Origin of the sequence: Acinetobacter sp. YH16052, assembly GCF_013417155.1 — a bacterium.
Taxonomy (GTDB): Bacteria; Pseudomonadota; Gammaproteobacteria; order Pseudomonadales; family Moraxellaceae; genus Acinetobacter.
This window is the reverse complement of record NZ_VPEO01000005.1, coordinates 161,396-176,425: the sequence shown is the minus strand read 5'-3', so window position 1 is coordinate 176,425 and position 15,030 is coordinate 161,396. Positions and strand designations below refer to the sequence as shown.

Here is a 15,030-nt window from a genome sequence, read left to right as displayed (position 1 = left end):
ACTATTTAACTGAGTTTTCCTACCATCAAAAGGTCATGGATTTAACATTTGTTTTATTACAAATACGGATCAATTATTTTTGCAAAGACAAGATAAATTTCTGAATCATCTCTCTCTCCAACTCAGGCAGCTCTTGAATTGATTTAGCAATTGGATCGTTACCTACATCTGAACAACGTTCTATACGCCCTAGTAGATAGTCAGCAGACACATTTAAGACAACCACGAGCTTATAAAAATTTTCTAAAGAGGGCTTGCGAGAGCCAGCTTCAATATGGGAAATCGACGTAGATGGAATACCAGACTTTTCAGCAAGTTCTTGCTGAGTCAATTTTCTTTGTTTTCTTATTTCTTTGAGCCGAACACAAAACAACTCAGAATCCATTTCAGCCAGCATAAAACACCATAAATCGACAATAAAACTTGACTATATAGACAATTTTCAATATATATATTGTCAGTATTTTATTGTCTATTTCGACAAAAAGACATCATCAAAAGAAATTAAAAGAGGAAATTTAATATGAAGAATAGTGTATGTGCATGAGTGCCTTATTTCGACAATAAAGCACTCATGCTTTTCATCTCACATCACTGAAATGAAAGAATGTAAAATTTCGACTTTTTACCTTTGCATTCTTTCATAACAGACCATTGAAGTAAATTCACTTTAGGAGTCTAGTATGAGCAACTCACCAAGCCATCTACCTACTTTTATCCACCCAGCAATTCAAAACTTAAATATACGTCCTATCTCTAAGATGATTGCGACCAAGATTATTGAGAATACGGCGCTTCAAATTCAATTTAATAGGTCTTTCTGCCAAGAACTTGGAGTTGCTGAACATCTTAATACTTATCAGGCTGTTGCATACTTCACAGACAACCAATATTTTGAAAAATATGGTTTTAACAGATCAGGGCTTCTCACAATGCGGGAAGTCTATAATGAAATTTTCTCAATTTTCAATGCAATCATCAGACATCACTAATTCTCAGTTATCAAAATCAAACGCATCCTTATCCCTTAACTAATAAGGATGCACTTTAAATTTAATATTATAAATTAACCTGAATCCTGGTTAAGCCAATGAGTCATTACTAGAATGTGACATTCTGCAGGTCATGCATTTGATCTTGCAGCCTGAGTTGCAGATACTGTTTCCTAAGATTGAAAATACTCTCATCAGATTGCAGATGCTATGAAAAAGCAGTTACAGGACTTAATATCTCAATTGATTTGGATGGAGATTAGAAGAAGTTTAAAGATGGACCATATTTTGAATTAACATGGTCTAAGTATCCTGAGTGACAAAACTGGCCTTGGCCTTAACAGGCTAAGGGCTTTAATTTAAATTGATTGGCTTAAAAGTAGAACTTTGTCTTTTGCTCATCCAGTAACTCATGCAACCACATCGGCAAAGAGGACTGATAAAGCAATATCCGCTCTTCAGATGTAAGCATCCTCTCAAGCTTTTTAACCATATTCAAATCAACAATCTCTTTTCCCAAAAAGAGTAATGCTGATATAGCCACTCCTACACGGCTGTCAAATGGATGTTGGAAAAATTTGCTGTTTTTAGTATGCAGCAATCTTACCGGAGTGCCGCCAATCTTAAATTCACGAGAGTTACCTGAGGTATAAAACACATCCATCACTGGAACCTGAGTGCTTAATTCAAGACGATTTGCGGCCATACCCCCATGAACTTGGATGAATTCACCATTTTTTTCAGCAATCACTTTGACCACTTCATAAACATCAGGACTCAAGTATCGCCCCTTCAACATACGGTTTGGTTCAGGTCTATAATAAACACCGTGCTGAATGCGATTAATCACGCCTTGCTTAGTTAAACGATAGAGCTCCTGATAAACCACCTCAGTCTTACCAAGCTGTGTAAATTCGTCCACAGAAAAGACATGTCCAAGGTGAAATCCTTTCACTCGTTCTTGAACCGCTTTTGCAATATTAAACATAGCTTAACCCCCAAACAGACTATAAAAGGTGGTTGAAACCATAAGGGAATTACCGCACAACCTATGTCTTCAACGACCAGGTTCGATTTTACACATTTCTTCTACATGATTGGATTAAGAAGGATTCAGGTTAAATTAATATATTTAATATCCCTTACCAGCCCAAATCTTTTTCATCTACTTTTTTCATCGCCGTTGATTTTGAAGCTTTCCGCCTCACCTTTCCTTTTAGTTTTAAAAGCTGTATTGGTGATAAAGGTGGCTCTGGCAAAAAACTATCCAAATCGTCTAAGGCATTTAATGTATAGAGAATTTGAATAAGATTTTCGAGCGTAACATTTCCAATTTCGGCATTCAGAATTATTTTACGAGATAAACCCGAATGTGCAGCCACATCAATTTGACGCAAATTTTTATTCAATCTTAATCTTTTGAGTCTTCTTCCAAACTCTTCTGCAATATATCGAGGAGAATCTGACTTACTTAACATGCACCCTCCCTGAGTCCCTAAAAAGGTACTTAATAATTTATTTTTAAGCTTTAAGTCCCATATTGGGAACTTTGTAGAAGTTAGTAAAAAGGCATAGAATTCCTATGCCTTAGTCATCCCCAACTCAAGAATACCTTATTTTGAGTAACTCTTCTTTCTCTTCTTCAGTTAACTCTCGTTTTCCATAGAGTTGCTGAAGTATCTCATCCATTCCGACGTATTTAAGATGCATGTACATACACAACGCCGTATAGCCACAAAATAGATATGTCCCCTTCTTATCCTCAATCCAGAAGCCCTCTTGTAATATGACTGGCTTTTTATTCTTATTTTCTAATATGTCATCAATATCAATTTGATTAACGGTCATATTGATATATGGCTGATACATTTTGGTGACTACAGCGTATTGTTTACTTATCTGACATTTACCATTTTTTTTGGCCACTTCTAGAATCCTCTCTAGCTTCTTAAATTTTCTCATTTTGACCTCGGCATCTTTCTTTAAACCCTTGATACCAGGCTTCAATTTCTTCCCGATCAAAATAGACAGCTGCTTGACGTGATAATCCCATTTTTAATGGTTTTGGAAAGCGATCATCTTTCTTCATTAAATTTCGCAATGCGTTTCTTTCTATACCTAGAAGCTTACATACAGTGTTGTAACTCAATAAGAAAGGCTTTATCTGAACAATGCTGAATACTTCAGATTGTTCAATGTTTTCAGTTAATTCAGATTCATTTCTATTAATCACACAACCCATTTTTAATCTCAAATAAAGACATTAAGTAAAGCGTAGCAAAGACCAAAAATTGAAAATTATTTTGAGATAAAACTGTAAAAAAAAGTCACTATGAAAAGTGACTTTGAATATTAAAAATAAAAAATTAGACAAAAGAATTGATGTAATCAGACCACCATTGCATCAATTCTATTCTTTCTTCAAAGTGCTCAGCATTGTCGTATATACCTTTTGTTCCTTTTTTGACATGTGCTAGAGCTGCTTCAATTACTTGTAATTTACTGCTTAAAGCTTCATTAAGCGCAGTTGAGGCAAGATGTCTAAAACCATGAGGGTCTTGTTTACCCCCATAACCTAAAGACGCCAAAGCTTTATTAAATGCTCCATCTGAAAGTGGTTTCGTTCGTGTACCCCTTCCTGGAAAAAGATAATCCGATTCTCTTTGAATTTGCTTTAGCCGATAGATAAGCTTTACCGCTTGCTCAGATAATGGCACTTTATGTATTTTTCTAGTTTTCGTAAGCTCTGCTGGTTTAATCCAAATTCTTTTGTCTAAATCAAAATGCTTCCATTCAGCCAACCTCAGCTCTCCAGGTCTTGGAAACAAAAGCAACATTAATTCCAGCCCTATGGCAATTGACTCATTTGTATATGATCTTATACTTTTTATTAGGTTTGGTAATTCTACAATATCAACAAAATTAAAATTATTGCTTTGATATTTATCTAAACGTTTTTTTAAATTTTTAACAGGATTTTCTTTAAATCCATGGCTCACCTCAGCCCAATCATAAGCATCTTTAATATAATAAAATAGTTTTTCAGCTTGGCTCTTAATTCCTACTTCTCTTTGTAAACTCTGAAAAAAATCAAACCATTTTTTAGCTGAGATATATCTAAAATCATGCTGACCAAAGTTGCTATAAATATGGTTTTGAATAGATGCCTTTGCTTTTTGATAGGTTTTTTTGTCCCAGTTTATGAGCTTTGTATTGAGCCAACCTTCCATTAATGTCGTCAGAGAATATGTTTGGGCTTCCTCTTCTCTATTTTTGAAAAATGTACCTTCTTCTATTTCATTTAAGAAGGTACGTGCAATTTTTCGAGCTTGGCTAGACTTCACTTTCGGATATTGACCTAGTCCTTTCCAAGTCCATATTCCAATTTCATTCTTATATCTGAACTGCCAACTTTTACTGCCATTCGCCTTTACTAAAAAATATAAATTTGGACTATCCCATAGACGATAATCTTTCATTTCTACTTCTAGTGCAGTAAGTACTGTATCTACTAAGTAACCTTTTTTCTTTAAATCAGTGCGTTTCATTACAACTTTTAATAAAAACATGTTGATATCAGTTGATCACAGCACTCGATTCATTCAGAGAGTTTTTCATCAAAGTTCAAGAAAAAGGTTTACTTTTTATAGAGAGATTTTAGTTAAATAGTCGGCCCACCACTGCATCAGTTCACGGCGCTCATCTAAATGCTGTGATTTATCATAGATACCCTTTACGCCCTTTTTCTTATGCGCCAGGCACACTTCTATCACTTGCTCTTTCTTACTGAATGTGTCATTCAAAATAGTACTTGCAAGATGCCTAAAACCATGTGGGTTCTGCTTCCCCTGGTACCCTAAACGATTCAACGCTAAGTTAAAGGTCATATCACTAATGGTTTTGTGTACTGATAGACGACTTGGAAATAAAAACTCCGATTCAGGCTGAATCTCTTTGAGCTCTTTCAGAAGTGCTAACGCTTGAGTAGGCAAAGGTACTTGATGCTCTTGGCGTGTTTTTGTTACTTCTGCAGGTTTAATCCATAAGGCTTTTTTAAAATCGAATTGCTCCCACTTTGCCATCCTTAACTCACCTGGACGTGGGAATAGTATAATAAGCAACTCAAGACCGATGCCGATGGCGCGCTTTTTATTATTACGAATTTTCTTAAGTAAAGCTGGTAATTCATCAACAGTCACGAAATCCATGTTCCCTGACTCGTAGACATCTAGATGTTTGCTCATGCCTGCTATTGGATTTGAATTTATCTTGCCTTTAAACTTTGCCCAGTCATAGCAACCACGTACGTATGAAACCAATTTCTCAATCTGAGTATGAATACCTAAAGTACGTTGTAGTCCTTGGAAAAAATCAAACCACTCTTTTGGCGTAATCTCTTTGTAATTACCTTGACCAAACACTGGAATAATGTGCTTCTCAATAGATTTTTGAGCTTTCGTGTATGTTGCCTCACCCCACTTACTTGATTTAGTGTCCAGCCACTCTCTCATTAGGTTTTCAAAGTAAAAGCTTTCAAGCTCTTTTCGTTCCTCGAGCAGTACTTTCTTCGACTTCAGGCTTTCACCTTTAGAAAGAGTTGAAGTAAATTCTCGTGCTTTTTGACGAGCAAGTTGAGCACTCACTTGAGGATAAGCACCTAAGCCCATCCAAGCCCATTTACCTTCAGAATTCTTGTAACGATACTGCCAATTTTTAACGCCTGATTTTTTGACTAAAAAATATAAGCCCGCACCATCCAGTTCACGATAGTCTTTTTCTTCAGATTCTAAGGATGCTAAGGTTTTTTCACTAAGCGGTCTTTTCTTTATATCTTTCCGTAACATGTATTACACCTTGTATCACCGAGTTAGATTATTAAACAGTGATACACGTGGTGATACAAATAGGGCTGTACTATACAGATCCATATAAATGCATAGAACATAAAAAAAGCCCCTAAACTATTGAATTTAGGGGCTTTTAGTGACTAGATATGTACATATAAATACATCTATAATCGAATTATGGTAGGTATAAGCAGACTCGAACTGCTGACCTCTACGATGTCAACGTAGCGCTCTAACCAACTGAGCTATACACCTAGAATGCTTGGCATATTATAAATTTTTCCGACCGAAAACAAGCCTTTTCATTTAGTTTTTAAAACGTCCGCGCAAGTTTTAAGCAAATCCTTGAATTTTTTCACTTCTTGCTCAGTTGTTGAGATTCCCGAGTACAGATTTTTTTCAAAGATTTGGATAGCTTGAATAAATGCTGTCTGGTTTTCAACCTGAGTCTGTTGGGATAAACGCTGCATCCAGTGATGAAAAGTTTCAGCGGGCTGTTTTTTGAGATCGTCAGCTAAAGATTGATTCAGTTGTTGAATCGCACGATCAAATGGAGATTGAGCCTGTCGGGCTTTCAGATAAATTCTGAACACATAGGCCAAAATCAATAGTGCAATACTGCCCAGTAAAATTATGACACTCGAATAAACTGAACCGAGTCCTAATTTTGATAACCAGCTCTGTTGTGATTCTGCATTATAACCCACCACCTTACTTTGCCATTGGTAGCTGGCATAATCGCTCCAAACACGTAGTTTGGTGATCCATAGATTATGCTGCGAGTTCCAGATCGACTGATTTGCCGATACCCATGCATCCTGAGAAAGCAGATTTTGCATACCATCATCTATACGCTGTGGAGTGATCATTGCGGTTGGATCAAAGCGTTGCCATTTCTGGTCAATCCAGACTTCTGTCCAGGCGTGCGCATCGAGCTGCCGGACTTCCCAGCTCATGCGATCTGGTGCCAACTCCCCCCCCTGATAGCCGGTGACCACCCGTGCAGGAATCCCGACATAACGCATCAACATCACGAAACTCGAGGCATAGTGTTCACAAAAGCCTTGCCGGGAATTAAACAGGAACTCATCAATCCGGTTTTGTCCTAATTGGCCCGGCTTTAAGGTATAAACAAAATTATTCTGCTGATACCAGTTCAAGACTTTCTGTACATAACGCCGAGGATCTTCTGCACTTTGCGTATAGAGACGTTGTGCTAATTGTTGCGCTCGCGGGTCAAGTCGGCGCTGCACCTGAGTATTCGTTCGCTCGATATATTGCGTTGGCAAAGCCTGAGGATCATATGCTGTCCCGACCCACTGTAACGAAATCGGTTCAACACGTTGCGTGAGCCGTCTCGGTACAATGCTCCAATCCTGACGGTTATAATAACGGCGTTCCACAGGTATCGATTTTTCCAACCCCATGATCCAGAACACCGAAGGATCCGCAGCCAGATATTGGTAGTTCCAGCCTGTAGGTACGGGTGAGGTATCCATCGGTTGTCGCATTAAAGGCTGCTGATTGACGAAACTGCTGGTCCAGCGTTGCCCGTCATATTCATCTAGCACCAAGGCTCGCCAATAGAGTTCTGAGCGCGGCGGAAGCTTGCTGACATCACCAATAATCCGGAAAGCCAGTGAACTAGATTGGGATAATTCGGCAATATCCCCAGGTGACATACTGTCGCCAATGCCGGTCACGCCTTTATTTTCAGGAATGGGAATATGCCAAAGTGGCGGCAAGCGCGGAAAGAAAATAAATAGCAAAATGAAAAATGGAACGGCGTACAAGATAAACTTGCCCACATGCTTGGCATCCTGTTGCAATGCTGCGCGCTGAGTGATCTGCTCCTGTTCAAACTCACTGGTTTGAATCCGGTACAGGCCAATCAGGCAGCTGATTAAACACAGCACAATCACGATCGCCATCCCAAAAGATTGGCTATATAGGAATGAGCTGGCAGCAACAAACAGGGCAAAATTAAACAGAATAATCAGGTCACGTTTATTTTTACTTTCCAGTGATTTAGCAAATAAAAAAGTAGATAAAACTGCTACCCCAGCCTCAACACCGATAAAACCATGATGGCTCAAATAAATACTGCCGAGTGCCAACGCCGTCAGCAGAAAAGTGCCCGTTTTTGGAAATGGCTGCTGACGTTTCAGAAAAATCCAGATACACACAATACTAATCGCAAAAATAATACTGAGTAGAACTGGAATAAATGCCATCTGAGCGATGAGAATCAGGCCCAAAGTCAGCACAATCGAGGTCCGGATTTTTGCATTGATCATGAATTTACCCGCCTTAGGCCTGCGCCAACAATTGTTTGGCTTTCCGCAGTTGTTCTTCACCTGCGCCCTGAGGCAATTCGGCCTGTGGCAAATGCAGACTATACGCACATTGCTGCTGTTCGCATTGCTCGACCAGACCCATCACAAATTCAAGTTTTTCTTCATGTGACTGACTCGGCATATGTGCATAATGAATCTCGATACTGTGTTCATCCTGATATTGCTCAAAGACTTTGATATACAAGCCTTGTCCACGCGCAAACTGCTTCCAGGACACCGCCTGCAAGGAATCGCCTGACTGGTAATTGCGCAATTCACGAAACTCATCCATATCCGGTTCAAAACGGTTGAAATGATATTTATTTTCTGTGCTAAAAACCTCAGCTTTAGGCGCGATCCAAGCTGAATGCTGATGATAAAGATAGGTCCAGGCTCGAACTAAACCAAAGGGATAAACCGAATAAATCTGAATCACCGGGTAATCAAACTTGCCACGTTGCTCTGCATAAAATGGCAGAATAAATTGCTGCTTTGCTGCATTCAGATAAACTTTCGCTAGCTGATTCTCTGCTTTGATATACAAATAACGAGGGCGAAGTTGCTGTTGTTGAAAATAAAGATGCAGATTCAGGCTATGACCGACCTGCCCCACATCATCTGCGATCAACTCAATTTTCAGGTCATGCAATTGCTTAAAAGTCAGATAAAAACTGATACACAGCACCGCACTGATTAAAAAGCAGAAACCTAAAATCAGGTTATTGGCATAGTTCACCCCAGCCACAAAGGTGATGAAGATCAAGACCAGATACAGATAGCCCTGTTGATAAATAAATACCAAGACATCTTTCTGCGAGAGCTGTTTCTGCTGTGAAAATTGAAAGCGTTTGGCCAGCCATTTTTGCCAGGTTTTATCCAAGAGAGGACTCCTTTAGCTGACCGCAACCTGTTGTATGACATTAAAAGTTTCAGCTTCACTCAACCCCAGACGATGCGAAGTCACCGCGACAAATACAGCCTGCACATCATCTGGTGTGACAAAAGCACGTTGCTGAATCAAAGCATACGCTTGTGCTGCGCGCTTCAAGGCCAGAAGGCCACGCGTAGAAAGTCCATGACGGCTTTTACGGGTTTCTTCTGCCAGATCAAGCAAATATTCCTGAATCGCTTCACTGATAAATATCTGATGCGTCAGACTTTGCAGATCCAGAATTTCATCTTCGGTAAAAATATGCGCCAGACTTGCAATCAGGGCAAAACGGGATTCCTGCTGTAATAACAGTTTTTCTGCATGGCGTGATGGATACCCCAAAGATAAACGCATCAGGAAACGGTCTAGCTGGGATTCCGGCAAAGCGTAAGTACCACTTTGGAATAGCGGGTTTTGTGTCGCAATCACCCAGAAAGGTTTCGGTAAGGCATAGCGTACGCCATCAATGGTGGCATAGCCTTCTTCCATGGCTTCGAGTAAGGCACTTTGGGTTTTGGGACTACAACGGTTGATTTCATCTGCCAGTAAAATCTGAGTAAAAATCGGACCTTGTTTAAACTCGAACTGATGTTCTTTCTGGTTAAACATGTTAATACCGATGACATCACTGGCCAGCATGTCATTGGTAAATTGGATCCGCTGGAACTTTAACCCAGCCAGATGTGCCAGACTGCTGGCTAATGTAGTTTTACCCAATCCGGGTAAATCTTCAAATAAGACATGTCCGCCTGCAATCAAACAACAGAGTGCCAGTGTGGTCTGGGCCTGCTTATCCAACACAATGGCATTAACTTCTTCAAAAAAACGCTGGATCTTGGGTGCATAACTTGCAATTTTTTGTTCAAGCACAATATTGATGTGTGCAATGTCGTTATTTTCCTTTTGTTTCATGCCCCAGATCACAATAATTTCCTTAATAAAACATGGCCTAAGATTAACATACACTGAAATTTAAATTTTCCCAAAAGATCAATCATCTGTCTGTGTAACTGAATAAAAATACTGATTAGAAAATGGCGAGGATTTAAATAATAGAAGAGTCAAAATGATCAGGTTGAAAAGAAGTAAGAAGCGCAGAAAACAAATAAAATGATCGACACAAATAGAGATCATTTTTCTTTTCGCTCAAATCTCAAAATACCAATCTGAGCTCATCCATCTATTTGAAAAGAATCATACTTAAAAGGTATAGAGACTTAAGCGATTTCATGGATTTTTATAATAAAACTTTTCTACGCTAGCTCAATCAATGACCTCAGATTTAACGCGATCGTCTATTCCTCATATTAATTTTTAACGATAAAGAAAAGCGCCCCGAAAGGCGCTTGCTATGAATTAATGATTAACACGGACACTTCTTCATATCACCGCCCGCAGATGGATAACGGGAATCCACACAGTGACGATAAAATGTTTTCGGGTCCATGGCTTCCAGATCGGGATGATGCTTGCGCATATGCTCCACATAGGTCTGGTAATCAGGTACACCGACCATCAGACGGAAACTTTGCTGCAAACGTTGCCACAAGGTCGCAATCCGCGACCAGTTTTTCGGATTCAGTATTAAATCCTTTTGTGACATTACGGTCATCTTGATGATTTTATAAATCATCGTTTTCCCGCTTTTGGCAAACTTCAGATTCATAATATTCCCCTTAATGACCTTTCGCTGGCTGAATCTCTTCAGGATCGCGATAAATCGCTTCTGCTTCATGTACAGATGGCTCAGGATTTGCCAATGCACGACGGATAACGCGAATTGCAGCAAACAACATGACAAAGGCTACAATCATAAAAAAAGCACAGAGTGCAGCATTAATCTGGTTCGACATCGCTACCGTCTGCATTTCTGCCACAGTTTTCGCTGGCGCTAGGATTTCATTATTGGCAATCGCCGTGTTGAAACGATCTGCCTGCGCCAAGAAACCAATTTTTGGATTTTCGTGGAAAATCTTTTGCCAGCCTGCAGTCATTGAGGTAATGAACAGGAATACAGTCGGAATAATCGTCACCCAGACATATTTCTGCTTTTTCATCTTGAATAGAATCACAGTGCCCAGAATAAGTGCCATCGCAGCCAAAATCTGGTTACCAATACCAAACAGCGGCCATAAACTGTTAATCCCGCCGAGTGGATCGACTACGCCCTGATAGACGAAGAAGCCCCAGCCTGCCACTGCAACCGCAGTACCCAACAGGTTTCCGAAGAAATTATGTGATTGTTTTACTGCTGGAATCACAATACCGACAGTATCCTGCACCATGAAACGACAGGCACGCGTACCCGCATCTACAGCAGTCAGGATGAATAGTGCTTCAAACAAAATCGCAAAGTGATACCAGAACGCCATCATTTCACGACTATTAAAGATTTCCGTGATGATATGTGCCATACCGATTGCAAAGGTAGGCGCACCACCAGTACGTGACAGAATCGAGTTTTCACCGACTTCCTGTGCCAGCAAAGTCAAGGCTTCAGGCGTTACCACAAAACCAAGGGTTCGCACTGCTTCTGCTGCGCTTTCTGCGGTAGTACCGAGCAAGGCTGCTGGTGAGTTAATGGCAAAGTAAATTCCTGGATCCAGAATTGCAGCACAGATCAAGGCCATGATCGCCACAAAAGATTCCATCAACATACCGCCATAACCGATCACCCGGATATCGCGTTCGTTATTGACCAGTTTCGGTGTCGTCCCTGAAGAAACCAAGGCATGGAAACCGGAAATCGCACCACAGGCAATAGTAATAAACAGGAATGGGAACATAGAACCTGCGAATACAGGACCAGTACCATCCACAAATTTGGTAATCGCTGGCAGTTTCATTTCAGGCATGGCAAACAGGATACCCACAGCCAAACCTGCAATCACGCCAATTTTCAGGAAGGTGGACAAATAATCACGTGGTGCAAGCAATAGCCAGACTGGCAGTACCGATGCAATGAAACCATAAATGATCAGCGCCCAAGTCAACTCAGTGCCAGAAAGCGTAAAGAATGGGCCCCAATATGGATGTTGTGCGATGTTTTCACCGTAGATAATGCCTAGCATCATCAAGACAAAACCAATAATCGAGACTTCAGCAATTTTACCCGGACGGATAAAACGCATATAGATGCCCATAAAGATCGCAATCGGAATGGTCGCTGCAATACTGAATACACCCCATGGGCTGTTGGTCAGAGCTTTCACCACTACCAGTGCCAGTACCGCCAGAATGATAATCATCACGCCCAAGGCACCAAGCATCACGATAATACCGGCAAAGGTTCCCAGTTCCTGTTTTGCCATTTCCCCGAGTGATCGACCGTCACGACGGGTGGAAATAAACAGTACCAGAAAATCCTGGACTGCACCCGCAAGTACGACACCGACTAACAGCCAGATCGTCCCAGGTAAATAGCCCATTTGCGCTGCCAGGATCGGGCCTACTAGCGGACCTGCACCGGCAATCGCTGCAAAGTGATGGCCAAACAAAACACTTTTATTGGTCGGCACATAGTCCAGACCATCGGCCAGACGATGCGCAGGCGTTAAACGGCGTTCATTCAGCTCAAATACTTTGGTGGCAATAAATAAACTGTAGAAACGGTAAGCAATGCTATATACACAGGCGGCGGCAAGTACCAGCCAGACTGCATTGACATGCTCACCCCGACTCAGTGCCAGAACTCCAAAAGAGACTGCACCCACAATGGCTACCAAAAGCCAAATCATTTTCGAAGTCAGCGTCGACTTCTTTTGTAAAGTTTCCATTCAATCCCTCATATTGTGATGCATACAAATCAGCGTGATTGTTGTTGTTCGAGGTACTGCTGTTTTCCCTTGCGACTTTACGCCTGTTCTTTTGCTTTTCCTCTACGACTTTGGCATAAAAAAAGGGATGATTTAAATCATCCCTCTCGATAATAGTCTATTTTCAAACCATTATGCACGTTCTAAATAGTCACCAGTACGGGTATCTACACGAACGCTTTCTTCTTGCTGTACGAATAATGGAACACGTACTACAGCACCTGTTTCAAGTTTCGCTGGCTTACCGCCACCGCCAGAAGTATCACCACGAACACCTGGATCAGTTTCAACGATTTTAAGTACGACGAAGTTCGGTGGAGTTACGTTTAAAGGCACGCCATTGAACAACATGATGGTACATTTTTCATTTGAATCGTCTTTTAACCATTTTGCAGCATCGCTCATCGCTGTTTTATCAGCTGCGATCTGTTCAAAAGTAACAGGATCCATGAAGTTCCACATTTCGCCATCGTTGTACAAGTATTCCATTTCTACTTCAACGATATCAGCCGCTTCTAGGTTCTCGCCTGATTTGAAAGTTTTTTCTAGAACTTTACCTGATTTAAGGTTACGTAATTTTACGCGGTTAAAAGCTTGGCCTTTACCTGGTTTTACGTATTCGTTTTCCATGATTGAACATGGGTTACCATCAAGCATAACCTTAAGGCCTGACTTGAAATCATTCGTAGAATAATAGGCCATGACTGGCGCACTCCAAACTTACTAACTTTAATCTATTGATGCTATGGGCTGTTGCGATGTCATTTAGCAAGTCTGACACGAACATTGAGTTGCCACATGCACATTCATTTGATGTTGCGTATTCTAAATGAGCAATACACTTTGCCGCAATGAAAAAATCCGCTTTCACCCGCTCAGGCTGTTTAAGTTACAATCAGAAATGAAAATCCTTTGTTTATTCATGTCTTGCTCAACGTTAAAATACCATCAGGCGAGCACCAAGATCAGCATAGCTGAATCGCTCTTTATTTTACAGCGCAGTGGATTATTGCGCTTCGGCACAAACTGTTAAACTGAGCCCATCAGGCTTTGTCCTCTCACTTATTGTTGTTAATCTTCCAGCATGACAGACTATTTATATCAAGAACAAAACTGGCAATCACAGCTCAGCGACCTGATCACTGATCCCCGCGAACTGCTTGAAGTACTGCAACTTGCACCAGAGCAACTGCTCTCAGGTGCCATTTTAGCTTCTGAACAGTTTAAGTTGCGTGTGCCGCGTGCTTTTGTGGGCAAAATACAGGTCGGAAACCCTTTAGACCCATTGCTTTTACAAGTGCTACCCCATCACTTGGAACTGGAAGAACATCCAGGATTTGTTACCGACCCCTTGGGCGAAGAACAGGCCAATCAGCAACCCGGCGTACTGCACAAATATAAATCCCGTTTCTTGCTGACACTGACTGGTGCCTGTGCTGTACATTGCCGTTATTGTTTCCGCCGGCATTTCCCCTATCAGGAAAATCTGCCTAAAAATGAAGACTGGATAAATATCAAGCAATATCTGGAAAGCCAGCCTGATATTAATGAAGTGATTCTGAGTGGCGGTGATCCACTAACCTTATCGAACCGGAAATTAAAAACCTGGATTGAACGATTAGAATCAGTACCACATCTCAAATTCTTAAGAATACATTCACGAGTTCCTATTGTGATCCCCAACCGAGTCGACGAAGAGCTACTTAGCATTTTAAAAAACAGTAGGCTACGTATTATTCTGGTGGTACACTCAAACCATGCATCGGAGCTGGATGACTTCACTTGCAAGCGTTTAAACCAACTGGTTCAACAGCAGATCACCGTTCTGAATCAGGCGGTTTTATTAAACGGGGTGAATGATTCTGCTCAGGTTTTAGTGGATTTAAGCTATCGCTTGTTTGATGCCGGGGTCATGCCTTATTATTTACATGTACTTGATAAAGTAAAAGGTGCGCATCATTTTGATTTAGCGCCTGACCATATTAATGAGATTTATACAGAAGTTTTAGCGAACCTGCCGGGGTATTTGGTTCCTAAACTGGTTCGAGAAATAGCGGGCGAGAAGAATAAGACACCGCTTTTGGGGTTTCAACATTTTTGAGTTAAATA

The 15,030-nt window shown here is 40.7% G+C and carries 15 protein-coding genes and 1 tRNA gene; 2 read left to right on the top strand and 14 right to left on the bottom strand.

Translation table 11 applies throughout. The features are described from left to right. Nucleotides 1–73: 73 nt before the first annotated feature. On the bottom strand, nucleotides 74–397 hold the full coding sequence (locus FTV42_RS05550; RefSeq protein WP_159153491.1) for a helix-turn-helix domain-containing protein: 324 nt from the start codon (nucleotides 395–397) through the stop codon (nucleotides 74–76). Between the two features lie 286 nt (nucleotides 398–683). Here FTV42_RS05550 and FTV42_RS05545 point away from each other — a divergent pair, with 286 nt between their 5' ends. Then, nucleotides 684–992 carry a hypothetical protein gene (locus tag FTV42_RS05545; protein ID WP_159153490.1) on the top strand — a complete coding sequence of 103 codons (309 nt, stop codon included), beginning with the start codon at nucleotides 684–686 and terminating at the stop codon, nucleotides 990–992. Between the two features lie 373 nt (nucleotides 993–1,365). Here the strand turns inward: FTV42_RS05545 and FTV42_RS05540 are convergent, their stop codons facing one another. The 13 genes from FTV42_RS05540 to efp all read right to left on the bottom strand — a co-directional run bounded on the left by FTV42_RS05540 (nucleotide 1,366) and on the right by efp (nucleotide 13,623). After that, complete coding sequence (locus FTV42_RS05540; RefSeq protein WP_180037901.1) at nucleotides 1,366–1,980, bottom strand: DUF6088 family protein; 615 nt, start codon at nucleotides 1,978–1,980, stop codon at nucleotides 1,366–1,368. A 154-nt stretch (nucleotides 1,981–2,134) separates the two neighbouring features. After that, nucleotides 2,135–2,470: a helix-turn-helix domain-containing protein gene (locus tag FTV42_RS05535; protein WP_045126489.1), complete on the bottom strand. Its 336-nt coding sequence runs from the start codon at nucleotides 2,468–2,470 to the stop codon at nucleotides 2,135–2,137. 124 nt (nucleotides 2,471–2,594) lie between these two features. Further along, nucleotides 2,595–2,918, bottom strand: coding sequence for a hypothetical protein (locus FTV42_RS05530; protein WP_252720824.1), 324 nt, complete (start codon nucleotides 2,916–2,918; stop codon nucleotides 2,595–2,597). A gap of 22 nt (nucleotides 2,919–2,940) precedes the next feature. Beyond that, entirely contained in the window at nucleotides 2,941–3,234 is a 294-nt protein-coding gene (locus tag FTV42_RS05525) for an AlpA family transcriptional regulator (protein ID WP_159123145.1), read from the bottom strand. A gap of 124 nt (nucleotides 3,235–3,358) precedes the next feature. After that, on the bottom strand, nucleotides 3,359–4,540 hold the full coding sequence (locus FTV42_RS05520) for a site-specific integrase (protein ID WP_045126500.1): 1,182 nt from the start codon (nucleotides 4,538–4,540) through the stop codon (nucleotides 3,359–3,361). Nucleotides 4,541–4,636: 96 nt separating this feature from the next. Continuing rightward, entirely contained in the window at nucleotides 4,637–5,836 is a 1,200-nt protein-coding gene (locus tag FTV42_RS05515; protein ID WP_180037899.1) for a tyrosine-type recombinase/integrase, read from the bottom strand. Nucleotides 5,837–6,017: 181 nt separating this feature from the next. Continuing rightward, a tRNA-Val gene (locus tag FTV42_RS05510) sits at nucleotides 6,018–6,094 on the bottom strand. A gap of 47 nt (nucleotides 6,095–6,141) precedes the next feature. Further along, nucleotides 6,142–8,136 (bottom strand): DUF3488 and transglutaminase-like domain-containing protein, encoded by a 1,995-nt coding sequence (locus FTV42_RS05505; protein WP_180037896.1) that lies wholly within the window; start codon nucleotides 8,134–8,136, stop codon nucleotides 6,142–6,144. 13 nt (nucleotides 8,137–8,149) lie between these two features. Further along, nucleotides 8,150–9,055, bottom strand: coding sequence for a DUF58 domain-containing protein (locus FTV42_RS05500; RefSeq protein WP_180037894.1), 906 nt, complete (start codon nucleotides 9,053–9,055; stop codon nucleotides 8,150–8,152). Nucleotides 9,056–9,067: 12 nt separating this feature from the next. Continuing rightward, nucleotides 9,068–10,030 (bottom strand): AAA family ATPase, encoded by a 963-nt coding sequence (locus tag FTV42_RS05495; RefSeq protein ID WP_180037892.1) that lies wholly within the window; start codon nucleotides 10,028–10,030, stop codon nucleotides 9,068–9,070. A gap of 439 nt (nucleotides 10,031–10,469) precedes the next feature. Further along, complete coding sequence (locus tag FTV42_RS05490; RefSeq protein WP_171054308.1) at nucleotides 10,470–10,775, bottom strand: YbdD/YjiX family protein; 306 nt, start codon at nucleotides 10,773–10,775, stop codon at nucleotides 10,470–10,472. A gap of 7 nt (nucleotides 10,776–10,782) precedes the next feature. Beyond that, entirely contained in the window at nucleotides 10,783–12,882 is a 2,100-nt protein-coding gene (locus FTV42_RS05485) for a carbon starvation CstA family protein (protein WP_180037890.1), read from the bottom strand. A 171-nt stretch (nucleotides 12,883–13,053) separates the two neighbouring features. Next, on the bottom strand, nucleotides 13,054–13,623 hold the full coding sequence (gene efp / locus FTV42_RS05480; RefSeq protein WP_004279747.1) for an elongation factor P: 570 nt from the start codon (nucleotides 13,621–13,623) through the stop codon (nucleotides 13,054–13,056). A 382-nt stretch (nucleotides 13,624–14,005) separates the two neighbouring features. Between efp and epmB the strand changes: the two genes are divergently transcribed. Beyond that, complete coding sequence (epmB, locus tag FTV42_RS05475) at nucleotides 14,006–15,022, top strand: EF-P beta-lysylation protein EpmB (protein WP_180037887.1); 1,017 nt, start codon at nucleotides 14,006–14,008, stop codon at nucleotides 15,020–15,022. Nucleotides 15,023–15,030: the final 8 nt, after the last annotated feature.

What these genes read in the sequence shown, in the direction of transcription:
- FTV42_RS05550 (WP_159153491.1), bottom strand. Translation starts at nt 397, where the DNA reads ATGCTGGCTGAAATGGATTCTGAGTTGTTTTGTGTTCGGCTCAAAGAA.
- FTV42_RS05540 (WP_180037901.1), bottom strand. Translation starts at nt 1,980, where the DNA reads ATGTTTAATATTGCAAAAGCGGTTCAAGAACGAGTGAAAGGATTTCAC.
- FTV42_RS05515 (WP_180037899.1), bottom strand. Translation starts at nt 5,836, where the DNA reads ATGTTACGGAAAGATATAAAGAAAAGACCGCTTAGTGAAAAAACCTTA.
- FTV42_RS05505 (WP_180037896.1), bottom strand. Translation starts at nt 8,136, where the DNA reads ATGATCAATGCAAAAATCCGGACCTCGATTGTGCTGACTTTGGGCCTG.
- FTV42_RS05535 (WP_045126489.1), bottom strand. Translation starts at nt 2,470, where the DNA reads ATGTTAAGTAAGTCAGATTCTCCTCGATATATTGCAGAAGAGTTTGGA.
- epmB (WP_180037887.1), top strand. Translation starts at nt 14,006, where the DNA reads ATGACAGACTATTTATATCAAGAACAAAACTGGCAATCACAGCTCAGC.
- FTV42_RS05545 (WP_159153490.1), top strand. Translation starts at nt 684, where the DNA reads ATGAGCAACTCACCAAGCCATCTACCTACTTTTATCCACCCAGCAATT.
- FTV42_RS05520 (WP_045126500.1), bottom strand. Translation starts at nt 4,540, where the DNA reads ATGAAACGCACTGATTTAAAGAAAAAAGGTTACTTAGTAGATACAGTA.
- efp (WP_004279747.1), bottom strand. Translation starts at nt 13,623, where the DNA reads ATGGCCTATTATTCTACGAATGATTTCAAGTCAGGCCTTAAGGTTATG.
- FTV42_RS05525 (WP_159123145.1), bottom strand. Translation starts at nt 3,234, where the DNA reads ATGGGTTGTGTGATTAATAGAAATGAATCTGAATTAACTGAAAACATT.
- FTV42_RS05485 (WP_180037890.1), bottom strand. Translation starts at nt 12,882, where the DNA reads ATGGAAACTTTACAAAAGAAGTCGACGCTGACTTCGAAAATGATTTGG.